Annotated in this window: 18 protein-coding genes and 1 pseudogene; 9 read left to right on the top strand and 10 right to left on the bottom strand. The window is 61.6% G+C overall.

Features of this window, described 5'->3' with window-relative positions:
- Positions 1-94: 94 nt before the first annotated feature.
- From HP556_RS21855 to HP556_RS21870, 4 genes are all read right to left on the bottom strand, one after another.
- The gene (locus tag HP556_RS21855) at positions 95-1,957 is read right to left on the bottom strand and encodes a TRAP transporter large permease (RefSeq protein WP_175368507.1); all 1,863 of its coding nucleotides are present in this window, start codon (positions 1,955-1,957) and stop codon (positions 95-97) included.
- Positions 1,954-2,622 carry a TRAP transporter small permease subunit gene (locus tag HP556_RS21860; protein ID WP_175368508.1) on the bottom strand — a complete coding sequence of 223 codons (669 nt, stop codon included), beginning with the start codon at positions 2,620-2,622 and terminating at the stop codon, positions 1,954-1,956. The genes HP556_RS21855 and HP556_RS21860 overlap by 4 nt, the downstream gene beginning before the upstream one ends.
- A 118-nt stretch (positions 2,623-2,740) precedes the next feature.
- Positions 2,741-3,874 (bottom strand): TRAP transporter substrate-binding protein, encoded by a 1,134-nt coding sequence (locus tag HP556_RS21865; RefSeq protein ID WP_089263837.1) that lies wholly within the window; start codon positions 3,872-3,874, stop codon positions 2,741-2,743.
- Between the two features lie 198 nt (positions 3,875-4,072).
- Positions 4,073-5,332, bottom strand: coding sequence for an MFS transporter (locus HP556_RS21870; protein ID WP_175368509.1), 1,260 nt, complete (start codon positions 5,330-5,332; stop codon positions 4,073-4,075).
- Positions 5,333-5,486: 154 nt separating this feature from the next.
- Between HP556_RS21870 and HP556_RS21875 the strand changes: the two genes are divergently transcribed.
- Complete coding sequence (locus tag HP556_RS21875; protein WP_175368510.1) at positions 5,487-6,881, top strand: Nramp family divalent metal transporter; 1,395 nt, start codon at positions 5,487-5,489, stop codon at positions 6,879-6,881.
- 68 nt (positions 6,882-6,949) lie between these two features.
- On the opposite strand, the gene HP556_RS21880 is transcribed toward HP556_RS21875, so the two are convergent.
- From HP556_RS21880 to HP556_RS21890, 3 genes are all read right to left on the bottom strand, one after another.
- The gene (locus HP556_RS21880; RefSeq protein WP_175368511.1) at positions 6,950-7,147 is read right to left on the bottom strand and encodes a type 2 periplasmic-binding domain-containing protein; all 198 of its coding nucleotides are present in this window, start codon (positions 7,145-7,147) and stop codon (positions 6,950-6,952) included.
- An 81-nt stretch (positions 7,148-7,228) separates the two neighbouring features.
- Positions 7,229-7,909, bottom strand: coding sequence for a peroxiredoxin-like family protein (locus tag HP556_RS21885; protein ID WP_175368512.1), 681 nt, complete (start codon positions 7,907-7,909; stop codon positions 7,229-7,231).
- 19 nt (positions 7,910-7,928) lie between these two features.
- Positions 7,929-11,255 (bottom strand): adenylate/guanylate cyclase domain-containing protein, encoded by a 3,327-nt coding sequence (locus HP556_RS21890; protein ID WP_175368513.1) that lies wholly within the window; start codon positions 11,253-11,255, stop codon positions 7,929-7,931.
- A gap of 335 nt (positions 11,256-11,590) precedes the next feature.
- On the opposite strand from HP556_RS21890, the pseudogene HP556_RS21895 reads away from it, so the two are divergent.
- A pseudogene (locus tag HP556_RS21895) lies at positions 11,591-12,086 on the top strand (divalent metal cation transporter); the annotation flags it as partial.
- 59 nt (positions 12,087-12,145) lie between these two features.
- On the opposite strand, the gene HP556_RS21900 reads toward HP556_RS21895, so the two are convergent.
- The 3 genes from HP556_RS21900 to hemB all read right to left on the bottom strand — a co-directional run bounded on the left by HP556_RS21900 (position 12,146) and on the right by hemB (position 14,791).
- Positions 12,146-12,922, bottom strand: a complete 777-nt coding sequence (locus HP556_RS21900; protein ID WP_089263842.1) for an arginyltransferase — start codon at positions 12,920-12,922, stop codon at positions 12,146-12,148.
- Positions 12,923-13,021: 99 nt separating this feature from the next.
- On the bottom strand, positions 13,022-13,603 hold the full coding sequence (locus HP556_RS21905) for an RDD family protein (RefSeq protein ID WP_175368514.1): 582 nt from the start codon (positions 13,601-13,603) through the stop codon (positions 13,022-13,024).
- 126 nt (positions 13,604-13,729) lie between these two features.
- A complete protein-coding gene (gene hemB / locus HP556_RS21910; RefSeq protein ID WP_175368515.1) occupies positions 13,730-14,791 on the bottom strand; it encodes a porphobilinogen synthase in 1,062 nt (353 codons plus the stop codon).
- A 230-nt stretch (positions 14,792-15,021) separates the two neighbouring features.
- On the opposite strand from hemB, the gene HP556_RS21915 reads away from it, so the two are divergent.
- The 7 genes from HP556_RS21915 (at position 15,022) to HP556_RS21945 (ending at position 19,937) form a co-directional block, all read left to right on the top strand.
- Positions 15,022-15,501 (top strand): DUF6163 family protein, encoded by a 480-nt coding sequence (locus tag HP556_RS21915; protein ID WP_175368516.1) that lies wholly within the window; start codon positions 15,022-15,024, stop codon positions 15,499-15,501.
- 52 nt (positions 15,502-15,553) lie between these two features.
- Positions 15,554-17,122, top strand: a complete 1,569-nt coding sequence (locus tag HP556_RS21920) for an AMP-binding protein (RefSeq protein WP_246297847.1) — start codon at positions 15,554-15,556, stop codon at positions 17,120-17,122.
- Between the two features lie 339 nt (positions 17,123-17,461).
- Entirely contained in the window at positions 17,462-17,974 is a 513-nt protein-coding gene (gene ldtR, locus HP556_RS21925) for a transcriptional regulator LdtR (protein ID WP_068732529.1), read from the top strand.
- Positions 17,975-18,176: 202 nt separating this feature from the next.
- On the top strand, positions 18,177-18,536 hold the full coding sequence (locus HP556_RS21930; RefSeq protein WP_175368518.1) for a hypothetical protein: 360 nt from the start codon (positions 18,177-18,179) through the stop codon (positions 18,534-18,536).
- 136 nt (positions 18,537-18,672) lie between these two features.
- Positions 18,673-19,326 carry a hypothetical protein gene (locus HP556_RS21935; protein ID WP_175368519.1) on the top strand — a complete coding sequence of 218 codons (654 nt, stop codon included), beginning with the start codon at positions 18,673-18,675 and terminating at the stop codon, positions 19,324-19,326.
- A gap of 123 nt (positions 19,327-19,449) precedes the next feature.
- On the top strand, positions 19,450-19,680 hold the full coding sequence (locus tag HP556_RS21940; protein WP_089263849.1) for a hypothetical protein: 231 nt from the start codon (positions 19,450-19,452) through the stop codon (positions 19,678-19,680).
- A gap of 35 nt (positions 19,681-19,715) precedes the next feature.
- Positions 19,716-19,937 carry a hypothetical protein gene (locus HP556_RS21945; protein ID WP_068732570.1) on the top strand — a complete coding sequence of 74 codons (222 nt, stop codon included), beginning with the start codon at positions 19,716-19,718 and terminating at the stop codon, positions 19,935-19,937.
- Positions 19,938-20,264: the final 327 nt, after the last annotated feature.

The following is a 20,264-nucleotide window of genomic DNA, read 5'->3' on the forward strand; positions in this document are numbered from 1 at the left end:
TAAAGCGAGCTGCAAAGAGCAGGGCAGTCATGCGGTATTCCGGGAGGACGTGAGTGCCACCGTCGCGTTCCCGGCGGTGGTCGAGGCTGATGGATCAGTTGCCGTAGAGGTAATTCGGCAGCCACAGCGTCAGGCCGGGCCAGATATACATCAGCACCATGCAGATGATGACGATGAGCATATAGGGCATCATGCCGGAGAAGATCTGGTTCAGCGTCACATGCGATGGCGCGACGCCTTTCAGATAGAAGGCGGACATCGCGACCGGGGGCGACAGGAAGGCGGCCTGCAGGTTTACGAAGACGAGCACGCCCCACAGGATCGGGTCGATGCCGAAATGCTTCAGCATCGGCAGAAAGATCGGCACGAAGATCACGATGATCTCGGTCCATTCCAGCGGCCAGCCGAGGATGAAGATGATCGCCTGTGACAGGATCATGAACTGGACCGGCGTCAGGTTCAGCGACAGGACCCAACTCTCCAGCAGCGCCTGTCCGCCGAGAATGGCGAACACCGCGGAAAAGAGCGCCGAGCCGACGAACAGCCAGCACACCATGGATGTGGTCTTGGCGGTCAGGAACACGGCCTCCTTGGTGCGCTTCCAGTCCAGCGTGCGCGCCTGAAAGGCGAGCAGGAACGCGCCGGCGGCGCCGACGGCGGCGGACTCCGTTGCCGTCGTGATGCCGAGCAGGATCACGGCCAGCACGATGGCAGTCAGGATGCCGAGCGGCATCACGGACGATGTCAGCAGCCGCAGCACCTCGAACTGGGCGGCGCCCATGGTCCAGTAATAATAGAACAGCATCAGTGCGATGATGGCCGCCGTGAAGGCGAAGTAGGTATAGAATTCCGGCGGCGGTCCGGCATCGACCGGCGCATTCGTCGGACTGTTTTGCAGATCGGCATTGCCCATCTGCTGGAGTACTTCCGGTTCACTCTCTTTTGCCGAGCCGGACTGGGCGGCGCCGAGCTCCTCCAGTTTTTCTTCTTCAGGTGTGGCGGTGCTGGCGTCGCCGGACTGAACCCGCTCGGTGATCGCGGCGGGTGCGGGGGCGTCGGGCTGCGGATGGATGACGACATACCACCACGCGGCCCATAGCGTGGTCAGCGCCAGGATCAGTGGCACCAATGCAAAACCGAGATTCTTCAGGATCGTCGCATAGGTGATCCGTGCGCCGTCCATGGTTAGCGCCATCGCGCGCGACGGTGCCACGGCTGCCGTCAGCAAAGCCGGCAGCATCTTGTGCGAATATGCTTGCTGCAGATCGGCGATCCACGGCCGGACAGGCACGCGTGTTTCGCTCTCGGGCAGCTTCGGCGCGATCTTCGGGTTAATGAGCGCCCAGCCGATGATGTAGACGAGATAGAGGAAGGCCAGAAAGAAGCCCGGAAACATCGCAGCGGCATAGAGCTTCACGACAGACTGTCCGGCGACGGCGGCATAGACGATGATCATCACCGAGGGCGGGATCAGGATGCCCAGCGTGCCGCCGGCCGTGATCACGCCGGACGCCAGCTTGACGTCATAGCCGGCCTTCAGCATCGGATTGAAGGCGATGACGCCCATCAGTACGACGACGGCGCCGACCAGACCGGATGCTATGCCCCAGAAAGTGCAGACGATCAGTGTCGCCACCGCCAGCGAGGCCGGGACGCGGCGGAACGCGAGCTGGATCGAATAGAACATCTTGTCGACCAGCGCGCCGCGTTCCATCACATAGCCCATCAACACGAAGAGCGGGATGGAGATCAGGACGTCGTTGGTCATGGCGCCATAGGTGCGCTGGACCATCAGATCGAAGATGTGGTTGTCGGCCCAGGATTCGCCTGCGCGGTAATAGGCGAAGAAGCCGAAGAACATGCCGAGACCCATCAGCGTGAAGGCCGTGGGGAAGCCCAGCATGATCACGACAACGATGAGGCCGAGCATCAGGAGGCCGAGTGCAGGATCGCTCATTTTTGCGTCTCCCCGCCCATGCCGCGCTGGCGTGCGCTTTCCTCGATCTCTTGCGCCTGCGCGATGGCATTCCTACGCACGTCATCATCGACGTGTTCGCTATGCGCGAGCTGCTCCTCGACGACATCGATTTCGGACACGTCCTTGAGCCGGCTCGGCCACACCCCTGTCTTCAGGCAAATCGCGGCGCGGATGATTTCAGCCATGCCCTGCAACAAAAGCAACGCGCCGGCGAGCGGGATCATCGCCTTGAAATGATAGACGGGCGGTCCGTCCGCCGTGACGTTGGAATGCTCGCGGATGCGCCAGCTGTCGCCCGCATAGTCCCAGCCGGCATAGACCAGCGCGGCGATGCCGGGCAGGAAGAACACGATGTAGAGAACGAGATCGAGCGAGGCCTGCGTGCGCGGCCGCATCGAGCTGTATAGGAAGTCGCCACGGACATGGCCATTCTGCGCCAGCGTATAGGCGCCGCACAGCATGAATAGCGTGCCATAGAGCATGTTCGACGCGTCGAAGATCCATGCCGTCGGCATGTTCAGCATATAGCGCTTGAACACTTCGGCGCAGACGAGGCCCATCAATCCCAAAATGAGCCAGGCCGCGGCCTTGCCGGCGAATGTACTGATACCGTCGATGGATTGCAGGAAACGCTCGGCGGTCATTTCATGGAGGCCAGTCTACAGGACATGTGGGCAGGTGAAGATCGGCGATATCAGGCAACAACAAAGCATCATCCGGGAGAAAGTCCCGGATGATGCGGGATACGTGCGCCTGATGGCGTCAGGTCTTCTTCTTCGCGTTCGGGCCGAAGTAATGGTTATAGGCCATGCGGCGATTCACGACCGTATCCTGCTCCCACTGTGTGGCGCGCTTGGCGAAGGCCTGCTGGGACTCGGAGATTTCCTTGAACAGGGGATTCTCGGCCGATTTCTTGGCGACGACCTCGTCATAGACTTCGAGCTGCTTCTGCAGAATCGAGTCCGGCGTCTTGTAGAACTTGACCTTGTCCTTGCTCTGCATCTCCGCATAATCCTGCGAATAGCGGTCGATGGCCTTCCAGGACATTTCCTGCCCGGCCGCATCGGCGGCGCCCGCGATGATCGCCCGCAGCTTCTCGGGCAGGGCGTCATATTTGGTCTTGTTGAACAGGATTTCGAACTGTTCGGCATTCTGGTGATAGCTCTGCAGCATGCAGGTCTTGGATACGTCGGGGAATCCAAGGATGCGGTCCGACGAAGCGTTGTTGAACTCGGCCGCATCGAGCAGGCCGCGATCCATCGCCGAGACGATTTCGCCGCCGGGCAATGCGTTCACTGCTGCACCAAGGCCGGTAAACACGTCGATGGAGATGCCGACGGTGCGGAATTTCACACCCTTGAGATCATCGGCCTTGGTCACCGGCTTTTTGAACCAGCCGAGTGGCTGGGTCGGCATCGGCCCGTAGGGAAGTGACACAACATTGGCATTGATCGATGCATAGAGCTTTGCCAGAAGCTCCTTGCCGCCGCCAAATTTGTGCCAGGCCAGCAGCATGTTGGCATCCATCGCATAGGCCGGGCCAGAGCCCCACAGCGCCAGCGCGGTTTGCTTGCCGTAGTGATAGACCATCACGCCGTGGCCGCCGTCGAGCGTGCCTTTGGAGACCGCATCGAGCAGGCCGAAGGCCGGGACTACGGCGCCAGCCGGAAGCACCTCGATCTTCAGGTCGCCACCGGTCATGTCGTTGACCTTCTTGGCGTAGTCGAGCGCGTATTCGTGGAAGATGTCCTTGGCCGGCCAGGTGCTCTGCCAGCGCATGCTGATCGGGCCCTGCGCCTGGGCGATTGCCGGTGCGACGACGCTTGCAGCGGCACCGGCGGTGGCGACCTTCAGAAAACGGCGCCGAGACGGAGTCCTGTCCTTGGATGAAGCCATTGTGTTCTCCCCGAATGGTCGTCCTTTTGCGGACTGACCTTGTTGATTGGTGACAAGACAAAGGCTTGCTTGCAGCTTTGGCAAGAAAGTTCGCTTTGCTGCGACGCTTCGACGCGGCGTAACTACACTAACTATCCGTGCTGCGGTGCGGGGAGATCATGAGCGAGTGCGAACTACAGATGAACTACACCAAGCCTGTTAGACTTTCGTCGGAACGCATCCGGTCACATCGCCGACCATGTCCGGCTGCCGTTCCAGCGTCACTGCGGGCGAAGTCAGGATCACCACGGCCTGCCAGGCGAAACCCGCGACGGCGAGGTAGAGGCACGCCTCCGCGTGATAGAGCCCGCCGACAACGGCCGCTATCCCGGTTCCGATCGGACGGGCGCCGTAACTCAGGATGTTGATCGCGGACACGCGTCCGAGCAGGCTCGGCGGCGTTACCGACTGTCGCAACGTCGCGGTGGAGATCACCCACAGGATCGGACCGACGCCGAGCAGGAAGAAGCTCAGGCCCGCCAAAGCCGGCGAGGGGATCCATGTGGTCAGTGCCATCATGACGGAGGCAACGAAGCCGGTGACGGGGCCAAGCGCGATCACGGTGCCGAACGGCAACCGTCTCATCACACGTGTTGCCAGCAGTGCGCCGATCACCATGCCGACGCCATACATCGCGAGTGTCACGCCGACGCCGGAGGCGGAGAGACCGAGATGGCGAACCGCGTAAGGCACGAACACCGCCAGCACCATGAAGGACGCGGCGCTGAAGATGAATTGTGTGATGAAGATCGGCCGCAAATACTGATGATAACAGACGAAGGACAGGCCTTCGGCGATATCCTGCACCGGGTTGCGTTGTTGAATGGTTGTGCGCGGGGGCTCGTGGATGCCCGATAGCAACGCGACAGCGATGACCGACAGCGCGGCGGCAAAGCCGAAAGCAGGCGCGGCGCCAGTGAAGCCGACGAGCGCGCCGCCGACGGCAGGACCGCTCGCAAAAGCCACGGTGCGCGCGAGTTCGATCCGCGTATTCGCCGCGCCGAGCAATTGCGGTACGACCAGCGATGGCACAAGCGACGGCGCGGCGACGCTGTAGACCACGGTGCCGCACACCGCGACGAAGCCGAGCAAAGCGAGCAGCGTCATCGTCAGCGCGCCGAACCAGATCAGCCCCAGCGTCAGCAACAGCGCGATCGCACGCAGCGCCTCAGCTCCGGCCATCAGCGTGCGGCGCGACATCCGGTCGGCGAGCAGACCGGCGGGAATGGCGAACAGCACGAAGGGCAGGGTCAGCGCGGTCTGCAGCAATCCGGTCTGGCCTTCACCGACGCCGAGCAACAGCACCGCGACGATAGGCGCGGCCGCCAGCGCGATCTGCTCGGCCGACTGCGCCGCGAGGTTCGACCAGGCGAGGCGGTTGAAGGTTGGTGGCAGTCGGTCAGTCGGCGTGCGGGACATGGCGATTCCTGTCTGTGACAGCCACCATGGGGTCCGGACGAGTACGCAGCCACCCGATTACTGAGCGCACACCGTGACAGGGAGTGCCCACCAACCGGCTAGATGCAGTTGCAAATGAGTTGCAACAAGGGAGGGATTGCTCTATGCAGCTCTGATGGATGCACTTTCGCCGAAAACCTCGCCCGATTCGTCAACGTCTCCAATCCCTGGCAGCGTTCCAGACGCGGCCGGCTGGCGCTCCGGCCTTGGCGGGGATTTCCGGCGCAGCCTCTCGGAGGTCAATTCGTCGATCCCGGTTCCGATCGGCGGCCACTGGTTTCGCCGGCTGCTGGCATTCGCGGGACCGGGTTACATGGTCTCGGTCGGCTATATGGACCCCGGCAACTGGGCGACCGATCTCGCAGGTGGCTCGAAATTCGGCTACACGCTGCTCTCGGTGATCCTGCTGTCGAACGTGATGGCGATCCTGCTGCAGGCATTGGCCGCGCGTCTCGGCATCGTTACCGACCGCGACCTGGCGCAGGCCTGCCGCGACAGCTTTTCCCGGCCGGTCAACATCATGCTGTGGCTGGCCTGCGAGACGGCGATCATCGCCTGCGATCTGGCGGAAGTGATCGGTACCGCGATTGCGCTGCAGCTGCTGTTCGGCATTCCGCTGATCGGGGGCGCGCTCATCACCGCGCTGGATGCCTTTTTGTTGCTGTTGCTGATGAACAAGGGTTTCCGTTTTCTGGAAGCTTTCGTGATCGCGCTGCTCATCGTCATCGCGGTCTGTTTCACGGTTCAGATTGTCGCCGCGGCGCCGCCCGTGGCTGCAGTGCTGAGCGGCTTCCTGCCCTCCACCGCGATCGTGACCAATCCCGAAATGCTCTACATTGCGATCGGCATTATCGGCGCAACCGTGATGCCGCATAACCTCTATCTGCATTCATCGATCGTGCAGACCCGTGACTATCCGCGCACCGATGCAGGCCGCCGCGACGCGATCAAGTGGGCGACGGCGGACAGCACCATCGCGCTGATGCTGGCGCTGTTCATCAATGCGGCGATCCTCATCGTCGCGGCGGCGTCCTTCCATACCAGCGGTCATGCCGATGTGGCCGAGATCGGTCAGGCTTACGAGTTGTTGTCGCCGTTGCTAGGCCTCGGCATCGCATCGACGCTTTTCGCGATCGCACTGCTGGCATCCGGCCTCAACTCGACGGTAACGGCAACGCTGGCCGGCCAGATCGTGATGGAGGGCTTTCTCCGGCTGCGCCTGCCGAACTGGGCGCGCCGGCTGCTGACTCGCGGCATCGCCATTGTCCCGGTCGTGGTCGTCACCGCGCTCTATGGCGAACGCGGCACCGGACAACTCCTCGTCTTCAGTCAGGTCATCCTGTCGATGCAGTTGCCATTTGCGATCATCCCGCTAGTGCGGTTTGTCTCGGATCGGCGAAAGATGGGTGACTTCGTAATTTCGCGGTCGGTCGCCACGGTAGCATGGATCATCGCCGGCATCATCGTGATCCTGAACTGCAAGCTGCTTTACGACACCTTTTTCGGCTGAAGCCTTGAAATTTAAAGCAGCTGCAGATGATGCCACCAGACTTTGGTGAAGGGGACTGGCCTTTGTGGCTATGTGCGACGTAATCCTGCCGCGCTGGATTTCGCGATCTCCCGCGTGAGTTCCATGACAGTCCGGCATGCCAGCGTCAGGCTTCCATGACGCGACATCGCCTGAGCAATGTGGCGCGTGACGATCGGATCGACCAGTTTCGACGATTGCAGGCGGCACTCCTTCGATGCCGCGGCGACAGCATAGGGTCCCAGCAAAGCGTAGATGCCTCCTTCGGCGACAATATGCGTTTGCAGACTGAGTGAATCGGCTTCCAGCGCGACGTTGAGCGAAATGCCTTAGCCTGCAACCTCGGAAGCCGCTGACATCAGCTCTCGCGGAGTGGGAGCCCCGAACATGCGATTGCCCCCCTCGGGAACTTCGGTAAAGCTCCAGCGCACGATACCCTCCCGATCAAGTAGGAATTGGCCGAAGAGTTGGCCCTGGCCAGTTGCCTTCATGCGCTCGTCGGCTTCGGTCATTTCGTAGCCGTCCTTCGTGTTGAGAAGATCAGCCGCCGCCATCGGGTTCATCGGCTCGGGCAGTTCGCCCGGCATGTCCATCCGCATGGTCATAACAGCGTCCATCCCCATCTTGTGCGGCCACTCGCTTTCGCTCTCCGTGAACTCGAGATTGGGCAAGCCAAACGCGCGGTGCGAAACGCGCTCGGGGTCGGACGCGGCGAGCAGATTGGGCAAGGGATGATACCGGAAATAGAGCCGCGCACGCTCGATAGGCGTGTTGACCACCACGAGACTCTCGACGCCTTTCTCGCGCAGGGCCGGGTCAAGTTGCGCCTGGGCCGCGAGATGGCGCCGGCAGAACGGGCAGTGCAGACCTCGAAACAAGCCGACCAGTACTGGGCTGTGGCCGCGAAAGTCATCAAGCGCGATCTTGCCGTCACGTGTGATCGCATCCAGCACAATGTTCGGAGCGCGGTCGCCCGGGTGGAGTAACCCATCGACATGATGCTCAGACATGGTCAACCTCCTCTACTTGCTAATCAAGAAATGGCAGTACGACCAGCGCTTCGGGATTAAGCCCGTGCCGGGCGCAGACATCGTGCGCCAGAGCAAAATACCGCTCGGCCTCAGGCATGTCGCCTCGATCGAGGTTCAGCGTCGCGAGACCATCATAGCATGGAAAGAGCTGCTGGGGCTCGCCCGTTTCCTGCGCCACCTCAATTGCTTCATTGTAGCAGCGGGCGGCGAGTTCCGGCTGGCCATGGCATTGATGAATTTGCCCGAGCACAATCAATGGCACAGCGAGATGTTCGCGCTGATCAAGCGAGCGGTCGAGTTCGATCGCCTTTTCGGCCGCCGGCACGCCTTCGTCGGCACACCTGTCCGTGAAGGTGCAACAGGCGACAGCGAGATTGACAAGGAGACGCGCCTGAAAACCGAGATCGCCGATCCGGCGGGCGACATCAAGACCGCGCCGGCATACTTCCATGGCTTGCGCCGGATCGACCATCGTGTAGAGCACGCCAAGATTGGTGTAGCCGCGGCAGGCTGCGCTGAGAAGGCCAGCGGCTTCGGCAACTGCGACGCTTCGCTCCACCTCGCGAACGGCCTCCTGGCTTCGGCCCAGCCGCGCCAATGCAACCCCCTTGGTATTGAGCGCCTCCGCGGTGGCGCGAGCCGCCTCTAGTCCGGCCTGCTTGTCTACCTCCGGCGGCACGGATTGAGCGTAGCCAAGCGCATCGTCTGCCCATCTCGCGGCCGCAGCATGATCGCCGATGCGAAACGCGAGGTGGCCGCGCTCCTGTAACAGGTGCGCCCACTCGATCGGCGCGTCCGTTCCTTCGAGCAGCGCAGCCGCCTCGGCGTAATGCGCCTCCGCCCCGTTTCGTTTGCCGGCGTCCCACATCAAACGGCCAAGCTTGCGAAGTATCCGCGCTCCGGCGGCGCGGTCCCCGGCCGCGCGGTGGGCCTCCAATACCGTCTGGTAATGTTCGTCGGCCGTGTCACGCCGGCCCGCCGCTCCACACAGGTCGGCAATTCGTTCGTATAGCACAAGCCGTTCCGGTCCTTGATCGCCAGCGGTCAACAAGACGGCGAGGGCCTGCTGATAGAGGCGGATGGCGTCGTCGTTGGCATAGATCGCGCGTGCGCGATCGCCGGCCGCGCTTAGGTAATGTGCACCCTTCGGCTTGCTCGCGCTGAGGCTGAAATGATGTCCCAGTAGGGAGAGGTCTTCGAGCCGCTCCGGATCATCTCCGCACAGCCGCTCCAGGGCAGCACCGATCCGCCCATGCATCTCAATGCGCCGTTGCAGAAGGAGGTTTTGGTAGATCACATCCTGAAGCATGGTTTGCGTGAAACGATAGGATTGCAGCGAAATCGAGTTTGCGCCCGCGATCTCCTCGATGATCTCGGCGTCGCATAGCAGTTCAAGCCCTGCCTCTACTTTCGCAGAGTCGGTCGCTGTGGCACCGAGAAGGGCCGCATCAAAGCGCGGCCCGAGGACCGCTGCCTCCTGAGCCAACCTGCGCACGCCGTGTGGCAGTCGGTCCACTCGCGCGAGCAGCAGTGCCTGAATGCTCGCCGGGATGTCAGCGGCTGCTTCATCTGACTTGATCTGCCAATGCGAGCCGTCACGTTCCAAAATGCCAGCTTCGATGAGACCGCGTATGATTTCTTCAACGAACAGCGGATTCCCGCTCGCGCGTTCAAGAATTCGATTGAACAGATTGCCGGATGATCCATTCCAACCGTCACCGAAGAACGCCGCGAGCAGCTTTTGTCCGTCGGCGATGCCAAGGGGTGCCAGCCGCAGTGTTGTATGGCTAATTCGACTTGAGTCGAGCTGGTCCATTTCAAGTGTCGGCCGGTGTGTGAACAATAGCATCAGCCGCCCGCGCTCCAGCCGATCCATTACGAACCGCAGCGCCTCAAGCGATACGGCGTCGGCCCAGTGCAGGTCCTCGACAATGATCAGGAGGGGCGATAGGGCCAGACGCCGTTCGAAGACGGTGCGGATCGCGAAAAAAATCTGCCGTCGAAGCTGTTCCGGTTCAACGTGCTGCAGGGCGTCGTCGGGGTCGCCGAGACCAAGAACATAGAAATAGAGGGGCATCAGCCGCTCGACCTCTTCGGTCGCCATGCCCAGCCCCGACAACGCTTCGGCTAGCTTGGCTTGCGCCTCTGCCGCCGAAGCCTTGTGCGCGATGCCGTAGGCGCTACGCAGCACTGCGGCAAGAGTACCGTAGGATTGCTCGCCCAGCGGCGAGCAAGCGGCCCGCCGGATCGCCACGCCTGCGAAGCGATCTTCATCGCGAGCGCGGGTAGCGAATTCATCCACCAGGCGCGATTTTCCGATGCCGGCTTCGCCAACCAGCCGCATCAGCTGGGCAGCTCCGTTACACGCCAGGTCAAGGCACCCCATCATACGGGCCATCTCCGCGTCGCGCCCGATCAGCGGCGCGCTCAGGCCCAGTATCTCGAGTCCGCGTGCCGCACGCGGTGTCTCGAGCGGGCCCCTCAGACGATGGACCAGGACGCTGCCTGCCTTGCCGCGCAGCGCAACGTCGCCGAGAGATTCATACGAGAATGCATGCCGGGTGAGGCGGTAGGTCAGCGGTCCCACCAGCACGTCGCCCGGGGGGGCCATCGACTGCAAGCGTTGAGCGGTATTCACCGTGTCGCCGGTCACAGAATAGGACTTGGCAACGCCTGCGCCCAATCCACCCGCAACCACGTGCCCGGTGTTGATTCCGATATGAAGCATGAGCGGCGATCCGGCGGATATCTTCGAACGTTCGCTCAAGCACGCCGTCCGCTTGATCATGTCGAGGGCCGCGCGGAGTGCCCGCTCAGGATCGTCCTCGTGCGCGGCCGGCGCACCAAACAGAGCGAGTAGCGCATCGCCAATGAATTTGTCTACGAAACCGCCGAAATTTTGCACCGCTGCGGTCAGTTCCTCGAATAATTCGTTCTGAAACGCCTGCACGACTTCCGGGTCGAGCCGTTCGCTCATCGTGGTGAAGCCGCTGAGGTCGGCAAACAGCACCGTGATGGTGCGGCGGTTAGCTTCGCCGTCGACCTTATGGAGCGTCCGCCGGGGTGCGCGCTCGGGCTCGACAAGCATCAGCGCCGGTGAACGGGCGCCAGTCGTGACCGTCGCCGGAATTGTTGGCGATGACGGCTCCCGCTGGTTGCCGGCCTTGGGGGCGTGATTGACGCGGGCGCCGCATTTTGGGCAATACGCAAAATCCGGTGCGCACGCGTAGCCGCAACTAAGGCATGGGTCCGGCTGCTTCGCGCCGCATTTTGGGCAGAACGCAAAGCCGCTCTGAACCTCGAAACCGCAACACGAGCAGTTCATGGATCAAGACCTCGCGGAAGCCGCGATGGCACGATCTAATCCTGGACCTCGTCGAACAGGCCCTGGATCCCTGGTAACAATGGGCTTGTGGCGCCGGAAGAGCAAGCCATGGCTGCGGCCCTGCCAGCCGCATGCGCGACCGGGATCACCGATGCCGCTGATCGGGCCTCGACTACGCGCGGCGTAGTCCTGCAGCGCTGGATTTCGCGATCTCCCGCATGAGCTCCATGACAGTCCGACATGCCAGCGTCAGGCTTCCATGACGCGACATCGCCAGAGCAATGTGGCGCGTGACGATCGGATCGACCAGTTTCGACGATTGCAGACGGCACTCCGTCGATGCCGCGGTGTCCTTCCATACGTCAGGTCATGCCGATGTGGCCGAGATCGGTCAGGCTTACGAGCTGTTGTCGCCGTTGCTAGGTCTCGGTATCGCATCGACGCTTTTCGCGATCGCGTTGCTCGCATCCGGTCTCAACTCGACGGTGACGGCAAAGCTGGCCGGCCAGATCGTGATGGAGGGCTTTCTCCGGCTGCGTCTGCCGAACTGGGCGCGCCGGCTGGTGACGCGCGGGATCGCGATCGTCCCGGTCGTGGTCGTCACCGCGCTCTATGGCGAACGCGGCACCCGGACAACTCCTCGTCTTCAGTCAGGTCGTCCTGTCGATGCAACTGCCATTTGCGATCATCCCGCTGGTGCGGTTTGTCTCGGATCGGCGAAAGATGGGTGACTTCGTAATTTCGCGGGCGGTCGCCACGGTGGCATGGATCATCGCTGGCATCATCGTGATCCTGAACTGCAAGCTGCTTTACGACACCTTTTTCGGCTGAAGACCTGAAATCCAGGACGGTCGCGGATGATGCCGAAGACGGATCGTTAGCCGGACCAGCTAATCCTGCGGCTCGGGCATCGTCTCGCCTGTCGCGTCCACGCGCAGCCATCCTGATGGCGCCAGCCGCTGCTGCGGCAGATAGCGGCCCTTGTAGTCCATCTTCTTGGAGCCTTCGATCCAGTAGCCGAGATAGACGTAAGGCAGGCCGAGCCGCCTGGCGCGGGCGATGTGGTCGAGGATCATGAAGGTGCCGAGCGAGCGGCTTTCCTCGCCGGGCTCGAAGAACGAGTACACCATCGACAGCCCGTCGCTGAGCACGTCGGTCAGCGCGACCGCGAGCAGATCTTCGCCGCGTCCGGTGATGCCTGTATCAGGGCCGCGGCGGCGATATTCGATGATGCGGGTTTCGACGTGGCTGTCTTCCACCATCATGGCGTAGTCGAGCACGGTCATGTCGGCCATGCCGCCATGGCGATGGCGCTGGTCGAGATAGGCGCGGAACACCGAATACTGTTCGGAGGTCGGCACCGCGCTGCGCTGCTCGCCGATCACGTCGGCATTGCGTGCCTGGATCTTGCGGAAGTTGCGCGACGGCTTGAATTCATTGGCGATGACCCGGACGGAGACGCAGGCGCGGCACTGGTCGCAGGCCGGGCGATAGGCAATCGACTGGCTGCGCCGGAAGCCGCCATGGGTAAGGAGGTCGTTGAGATCGCCGGCCTTGTCGCCGACCAGATGGGTGAAAACTTTCCGTTCGTGCCGGCCCGGCAGGTAGGGGCAGGGCGACGGCGCCGTGAGGTAGAATTGCGGAGTGTCGCGGGAGTGCTGGGTCACGGGTTGCCGTCGGTCTCCGAAGCAGTTTGGCGTAGCATCGCGCCGGCCGGGCAAACGGTCAATCGCTTTGCCCGGCCAAGTTGGCGTCAATCGCGGCTGTTAGTAGGCGCGGCCGGGCGGCTGGGCGTAAGCGGCGCGGACCACGGAATTATTCACCACCACGGTTCCCAGCACGAGGTCATGCAGCAACTGACGGCGGCCATTGAGCAGGCCGACCACTAGCACCAGCGGCGTGAGTAGCGACACCGAGGCCCAGAACAGCACCGCATGCGCCGCGCCGAGCACGAAGTAGCCGGGAGTGCCCGAGAAAGTGCGCATCTGCAGATCCATCATTCGCATGCCAACGGTGGCCGAATGCGGGCCGCCCAGCGACATGCCGTAATACACGACCGGCCAGATCACGGTCGCCGGCGAGATCAGCCAGAACAGCGCCCAGCCGAGGCCGAGGGTGACGACGCCGAATACCGCGATGAAGATGACGGCGAGTACGATCGGAATCGACAGCACCACGAGATCGATCAGGAAGGCGACAATGCGGCGCATCAGCACGCCACGGAACAAGTCGGGCTGCGCATAGGGGTCAAAGGCATGGGCGCGGGGCGGGGTACCGGCACTGCGCCAGGTGTCGCCCTGCCAGCTTCCGTTGTTGGGGCCGCCAGCATTCGGGCCGGTATCAGACATGACGTATCCCTCCGTTTGCATCCTCACGGTCCATCACATGGATATCACCAGACCGCGCAACAAGTGCGCGGAATCGTTACAGACTGTCCATGACGTAAATCAGGCGAGGCTTGAGCGCGGATGCGCTCAGCGCGCAGCCTTGATGCGTTCCGCGGCATGCGGCGCGAAATAGGTCAGCACGCCATCGGCGCCTGCGCGCTTGAAGCCGAGCAGGCTTTCCATGATGGCGCGGTCGCCATCGATCCAGCCGTTATTCGCGGCGGCCATGATCATCGCGTATTCGCCGGACACCTGATAGGCGAAGGTCGGAACCGCGAACGTGTCCTTCACGCGGCGCACAATATCCAGATAGGGCATGCCCGGCTTGACCATGACCATGTCTGCGCCTTCGGCCAGATCGAGTTCGACCTCGCGCAGCGCCTCGTCGGAATTGGCGCTGTCCATCTGATAGGTACGCTTGTCGCCGGTCAGCGTCTTGGCCGAGCCGATGGCGTCGCGGAACGGGCCATAGAAGGCCGAGGCGTATTTCGCGGCATAGGCCATGATTTGCACGTCTAGGAATCCGGCGTCATCCAGCGCCTCGCGGATCGCACCGACACGGCCGTCCATCATGTCCGATGGCGCAATGATATCGCAGCCGGCTTCGGCCTGGACCAGCGCCTGCTGGACCAGCACGGCGACGGTCTCGTCGTTGAGGATCTTGCCGTTCTGGATCAACCCGTCATGGCCGTGGCTGGTGAACGGATCGAGTGCGACGTCGCAGAGCACGCCGAGATCCGGGAATTCCTTCTTGATGGCGCGCACGGACTGGCAAACCAGATTGTTGGCATTGCAGGCCTCGGTGCCCATCTCGTCGCGCAGCGACGGGTCGGTATAGGGGAACAGCGCGATGCAGGGGATATCCAGCTTCATGGCGCGCTCGGCGTCGCGCACCGCCTGATCGACGCTAAGGCGCTCCACGCCGGGCATCGAGGCAATGGCCGCGCGCTGGTTGTCGCCGTCGATCACGAAAAGCGGCCAGATCAGGTCGTCGGTGGTCAGCACGTTCTCGCGCACCAGCCGGCGGGCCCATTCGGACTTGCGGTTACGGCGGGGGCGGGTGGTCAGGCCGAGGGAGGGGGCGTCATAAGCGACCGGGCGGGGGGCGTGATCGCGCAATTCGATGGGGCGCCCGAACTTGATTGCCATAATACCGTCTCTCCCGCGGGCCTTCGTGAGGTCGAAAGCCCCTTAAATTCGACCTGTTCTAAGTCTAGCACCTTGATGTCCCGGCGTCACCGCGATCATGCACGTCATGCGCGCGTGACGTGACGGGCTGGGTCATTGATTTTGCAGGCCCAAAGGCTCACAAAAAGCCCCCATGAATCGCTCAAACCATCGCCCAAACGTCCAGTTCCCACCCGTGAGATCGCATTCGCATGTCTGAGCAGATGCCGCGCGACCTTGGGTCGAGAGACCCCACGTCGCGGGACCATGCCATGTCGGTTGCGGCGATCTCGTCCGGACGCATCGAATCCGACGAGAACATCTGGACCCGGCGCCTGGTCCTGTTCCTGCGCGTGATGGCCGTCGTCTCGATGATGCAGGGCCTTTATCACTGGGCGCAGGTCACCGGCTTTGTCGGCACCGAGGATGACGCCTTCGAGGTCCAGACCATGGGCTGGCAGACCGCCACGGTCTATTTCGCCGTCATCGAGCTGGTCAGCGCCGTCGGCCTCTGGCTCGCGACACCGTGGGGCGCCGTCGTCTGGCTGACGACCGTGGTGTCCATGGCGGTGATCGAGCTGATGTTTCCGACCATCTATGGCGGCAATCTCCTGATCGTCGGCATCCAGGCTGCGTTTCTCGCAGGCTACCTTGCGCTGGCATGGATGGCGGCGCGCGAGCGGCCGCCATAGGCTCAGGACGTCAAGCAGAGGCCTCGCAGAAGGCCCTGCATTCAGGGAGGTTATGTTGAACCAGCTTTATTCCGGCGGCACCGCCGGCAGCCTCATCGTCAGCGCGATCGCCCGCTATGGCGACCAGCCCGCGCTCGCGGACGGCCATGTCCGCTGGAGCTACCGCGACTTCGGCGACGTGGTCGCGCGTTTCATCAGCCTGTTCCGCAGCCTTGGCCTGAAGAAAGGCGATGCGCTGTCCATTCTCTCCGGCAACCGCGCCGAGAGCTGGGCCGCGATTTCCGCCGCCGCCGTGATGGGCCTGCGCTACACGCCGCTGCATCCGATGGCCGCCGAGGACGATCACGCCTTCATTCTCGAGGACGCCGAGATCTCCGCGCTGATCGTGGAAAGCGGCAAGTTCGCCGCGCGCGGCCTCGCGCTGCGCGGGCGCGTGTCGGGCCTGAAACACTTGCTGTCCTTCGGCGCGCTCGATGGCGCGCGCGATCTGCTGGCCGAACTGCCCAATGCGACGCCGGCGCCGCTGGTGGACGAGAGCAGCACCGGCGATATCTGCTGGCTGGCTTATACCGGTGGCACCACGGGCCGTTCCAAGGGCGTGATGCTGCCGCATCGCGTGCTGGTGGCGATGTCGCTGGCGATCTACGCGGACTGGGACTGGCCGGCCGATATCCGCTATCTCGCGGCGACGCCGATCAGCCACGCCGCCGGCATCACGCTGTTTCCGGTGATGCTGCGCGGCGGTTTCGCACGGCTGGTGCAGGGTTTCGATGCGGAAACCTATTGCCGCGTGGTGCATGAGGAGAAGATTACCGCGACCTTCCTGGTGCCGACGCTGATCTATGCGCTGATCGACGCGCCGGATCTGCGCGCCAAATACGACATGTCGTCATTGCAGATGATCGTCTACGGCGCGGCGCCGATGTCGCCGGACCGGCTGCGCGAGGGCGTAGGCATCTTCGGCAATGTGTTCGTGCAGCTCTACGGCCAGACCGAAGCGCCGCAGATCATCACCACCATGCGCAAGATCGATCACGACGACAGCAAGCCGGGCCGTCTCGGCTCCTGCGGCCGCGCCAATCCGATGGTCGAGGTCAAACTGTTCGACGCCGAGATGCGTGAAGTGGCGACAGGGGAACCCGGCGAGATCTGCGTGCGCGGCTCGCTGGTGATGGATGGCTACTGGAAACGCCCGGATGCCACCGAAGATGCGTTCCGCGGCGGCTGGCTGCACACCGGCGATGTCGCCGTGAAGGACAGCGACGGCTTCTTCTATATCGTCGACCGCACCAAGGACATGATCATCTCCGGCGGCTTCAACATCTATCCGCGTGAAGTCGAGGATGCCTTGATGGCGCATCATGCGGTGGCGTCCGCTGCCGTGATCGGAATTCCCGATGCGAAGTGGGGCGAGGCTGTAAAAGCCTTTGTCGTGCTCAAAGCCGGCGCGAATAATTCGGTCGAGGAACTGCAGGCGCATGTGAAAGACAAGCGCGGCGCGCCGTGGTCGCCGAAAACCATCGATTTCGTCAGTGAGATCCCCGTGACGGGGCTCGGCAAGATCGATCGCAAGGCATTGCGCGCGCCCTATTGGGACGGAAGAACGCGCGGAGTTGCGTAAAATTGTCGAATTAATTTTCGGGGCGTTGGCGGTAAGACTTCGGTCACCCTAACGCCCCGGTTACGAACCTTACGCGAGTGTTTCGAATTTTAGGCAAGCTGTTCCGCTATGCGACAGATCGGGCGGACAAAGCTGGAACATGGGCTCTGCAGCGTGAATCAAACCTTGCGAAAACCCCTTGTTTCACCGGCTTAATCTCAGATTCACTGTCTCAAATTCATGATCTCTTTATTGTCTTATTTAAGCGGTTCTTCAAACGCTCCCCCTTAAGTTGGCCCTATCAGACGGGACACAAGTTTCGTCGAATAAGTCGATAAAAACGACAACAGGGGTAGTGTCATGATGAAGACCGTTGCGACGGTGGAAAGCGTCGATCTCGTTCCGGGCCAGGCGCCGGTTCAGCCGCTTTATCTGGAAGCCTTGACGTTGGTGGAGCGTCTGCATCGCCGCCTGCTCGATGTCATCAAGGATGAATTCGATCGCCGCGGCCGCGCTGATATCAATTCGGTCCAGGCACTGCTGCTCTACAATATCGGCGACAAGGAATTGACCGCCGGCGAGCTGCGCACCCGCGGTTACTATCTCGGATCCAACGTGTCGTACAACCTGAAGAAGCTTGTCGAACTCGGCTTCCTCGATCATCAGCGCTCGCGCGTCGATCGTCGCTCGGTTCGCATTCGTCTGACGGCGCAGGGCCAGGAAATCCGCCACATCGTCGACGCGCTGTATCAGAAGCACGTCAAGACGGTCGAGCAGGTCGGTGGCATCTCCAACGAGGAATTCGCGACCCTCAACAAGTCGCTGCACCGCCTCGAGCGCTTCTGGACCGACCAGATCCTGTATCGCCTCTGAGAATTTCGACCTCCAAGTCGCCGAAACCACTGCCGACGGATTGCCCTCCGAAAGCACATCGAAATGCGCGCAAGACGCATGCGACACTGAAATTGATCAAGGCGCCCTCGCAGGGCGCCTTTTTCTTTGGCGTTACGCCCATCCCACGCTTGCTGAACGAAAACACCTCCAAGACAGACACAGAGATATTGGAGATGATTTCATGAAGCGCTTGTTGATCTTTCTGCTCCTCTTTCCTGCCGTTGCGACTGTCGCGTTCTACGCAGTGACGTACGTCCTGACCGGCGCAGCGGTGGATAGCGGTACAGGGCCGGTGTTCATGTATCTCGTCTTTATTGTGCCGGGGCTCCTGGTCGCCTTGCTGGACTGGCTGATTGCCAGAACATCCATGCCTGCGGTCATGACGACGACACTTCTTGCCTACGGTCTATCGGTGTTGGTGATGGCCTTGCTTCTCGGCTCCAGCAAGCAACTCGTGGCACTCGGTCTGATCGGCGCAATTCCGGCTGCAGTGTGTTCGTGGCTGTCAAATAAACCAAGGGAAAGCGTGAAGGCGGCGTGAGCGATTCATCACTCGTGCCAAGCAGGAGTGGAATTGCCGCCGACCAACTTGAATTTTAAGTCTCAGAAATTGCAATCGTGCTGCCCAACACGTAAGCTTGCTGTAGGCAAGTTGGAGCAAACTCTCTGAGAGAGCAGTGGCGACACCAAAGGATTATCTCGCTAACGCCGAACGGCTCGTCTCCGATGCCGCCTATTTGCACGCGCAGGATAGGGCGCGTTCCGCTGCCACATTGATAGTAGTTGCGCTTGAGCAAATGGGCGAATTTGTCGAAGTTCTGACAAAAGTCTCGTATCCCGATGCAGAGGTGCATATGGGCATCTTTGGCGGCAAGACGAATGCACATGCAAAGCGTCAGGATGCCCTTGCTGGCCATATAATGAACTACGCATTCGGCTCATTCTTCGTCCGAACGATGGCAAAGCGCTACGCGGATGAATTCCCGAGCAATAGCACAGAAGACATCGCATCTTGGATTGCGCGTACGCAACCTCATAGCCTGAGCGATGAAGAGCAAAAGGATCAGAGGTCCTGCCCCGATATAGCGGCGGCTCATTTATTGCTGCACTTTGTGCGGTCTAATATCCTTAAAGACTTGAGAGAATACGGCCTTTACGAAAACAACAGCCGAGCCTTTTCTGACGACGAAATAAAGCAGACGATAAGCTTGGCTTTTAAAGTTCGCGCCATGTTGGAAAGGTCGTGGGTCACACCCGAACCGTTTAAATTGGTCGGCGTGAATATGCCAGAAGGCCTAAAATTCGATCTGTCCGGCAATCGTCTTGCGTGACTATTGCTTGGCTAAGCTCTCGATTCGCCTAGATCGCTCAGTAGCAGTCTCACAACTTTCTTCCATGTCGATGGAACCGGTTCCATTCTCGCGGCTTATCGCTTCGTCAGAAGGGATCAAGTCATGCTGGTCGAACGCGGTCTGAAAGTGATGAATGTCGAGGCGGTGGGCGACGCCTATGCCATCGCTGCGAACTACCTGCGCAAGTCCGGCGCGATCCCCGATACTTATCTCACCAACGATCGGCTGCTCGAAATCATCGTCCGGATGTTTCATCGCGGCGAAGACAACAAGCTTCGCCTTGCGAACAGAGCGATCGCGCAATTCCAGGCTGCACGGGCTGAAGCCGCGTAGCCGGTTTTCTGATGTCCAACGGGGAAAATGACGACATGCAGATTGCCATCGACCGCATCATGCACACCTATGACCTGATGATGAGCCGCACCCAGGCGGCGTCGGACGAAGCCCGCACCAAGGTGACCGACTATGTGCAGTCGCTGTTCGACGGTGGCGAGAAGGATCCGCACCGGCTGACGGTGTTCGGCTTGACCTATTTGCGTGAGCTCGATGGCAGCAACGATCCGGTGAAGGCCGGGTTTACCGGCCTTTGAGGGAGTAGGGCGCAATAGCGCTGCGTTTAAGCGCTGGCGCCCTGTCCAGGGCTTCATCAGATTCAAATTTCAAACAGCCACTACCCTTCAGACATGCGTCATCACCCCTGTTATTTGCAGCGCGGGGGCGCCGTCGTCTCCTGCATTCCCGGCCCCCTGTGAGAGGGCGTGCGGAACGCCGGGTGCCCGTTGCACCCTTGGGCCTGATGCGATGCGGTCTTCCGCAGGGTTAGAGTGCATCAGGACTTTCGGAGGCGCCGAGCAAGTGCCCGACGTTCCGCCTGCGGTGTTTTTTCGGTTGCTTGCACTTTGCCTCGACGAACGCTC

It is taken from the genome of Tardiphaga robiniae (genome assembly GCF_013359755.1).
Lineage (GTDB): Bacteria > Pseudomonadota > Alphaproteobacteria > Rhizobiales > Xanthobacteraceae > Tardiphaga > Tardiphaga robiniae.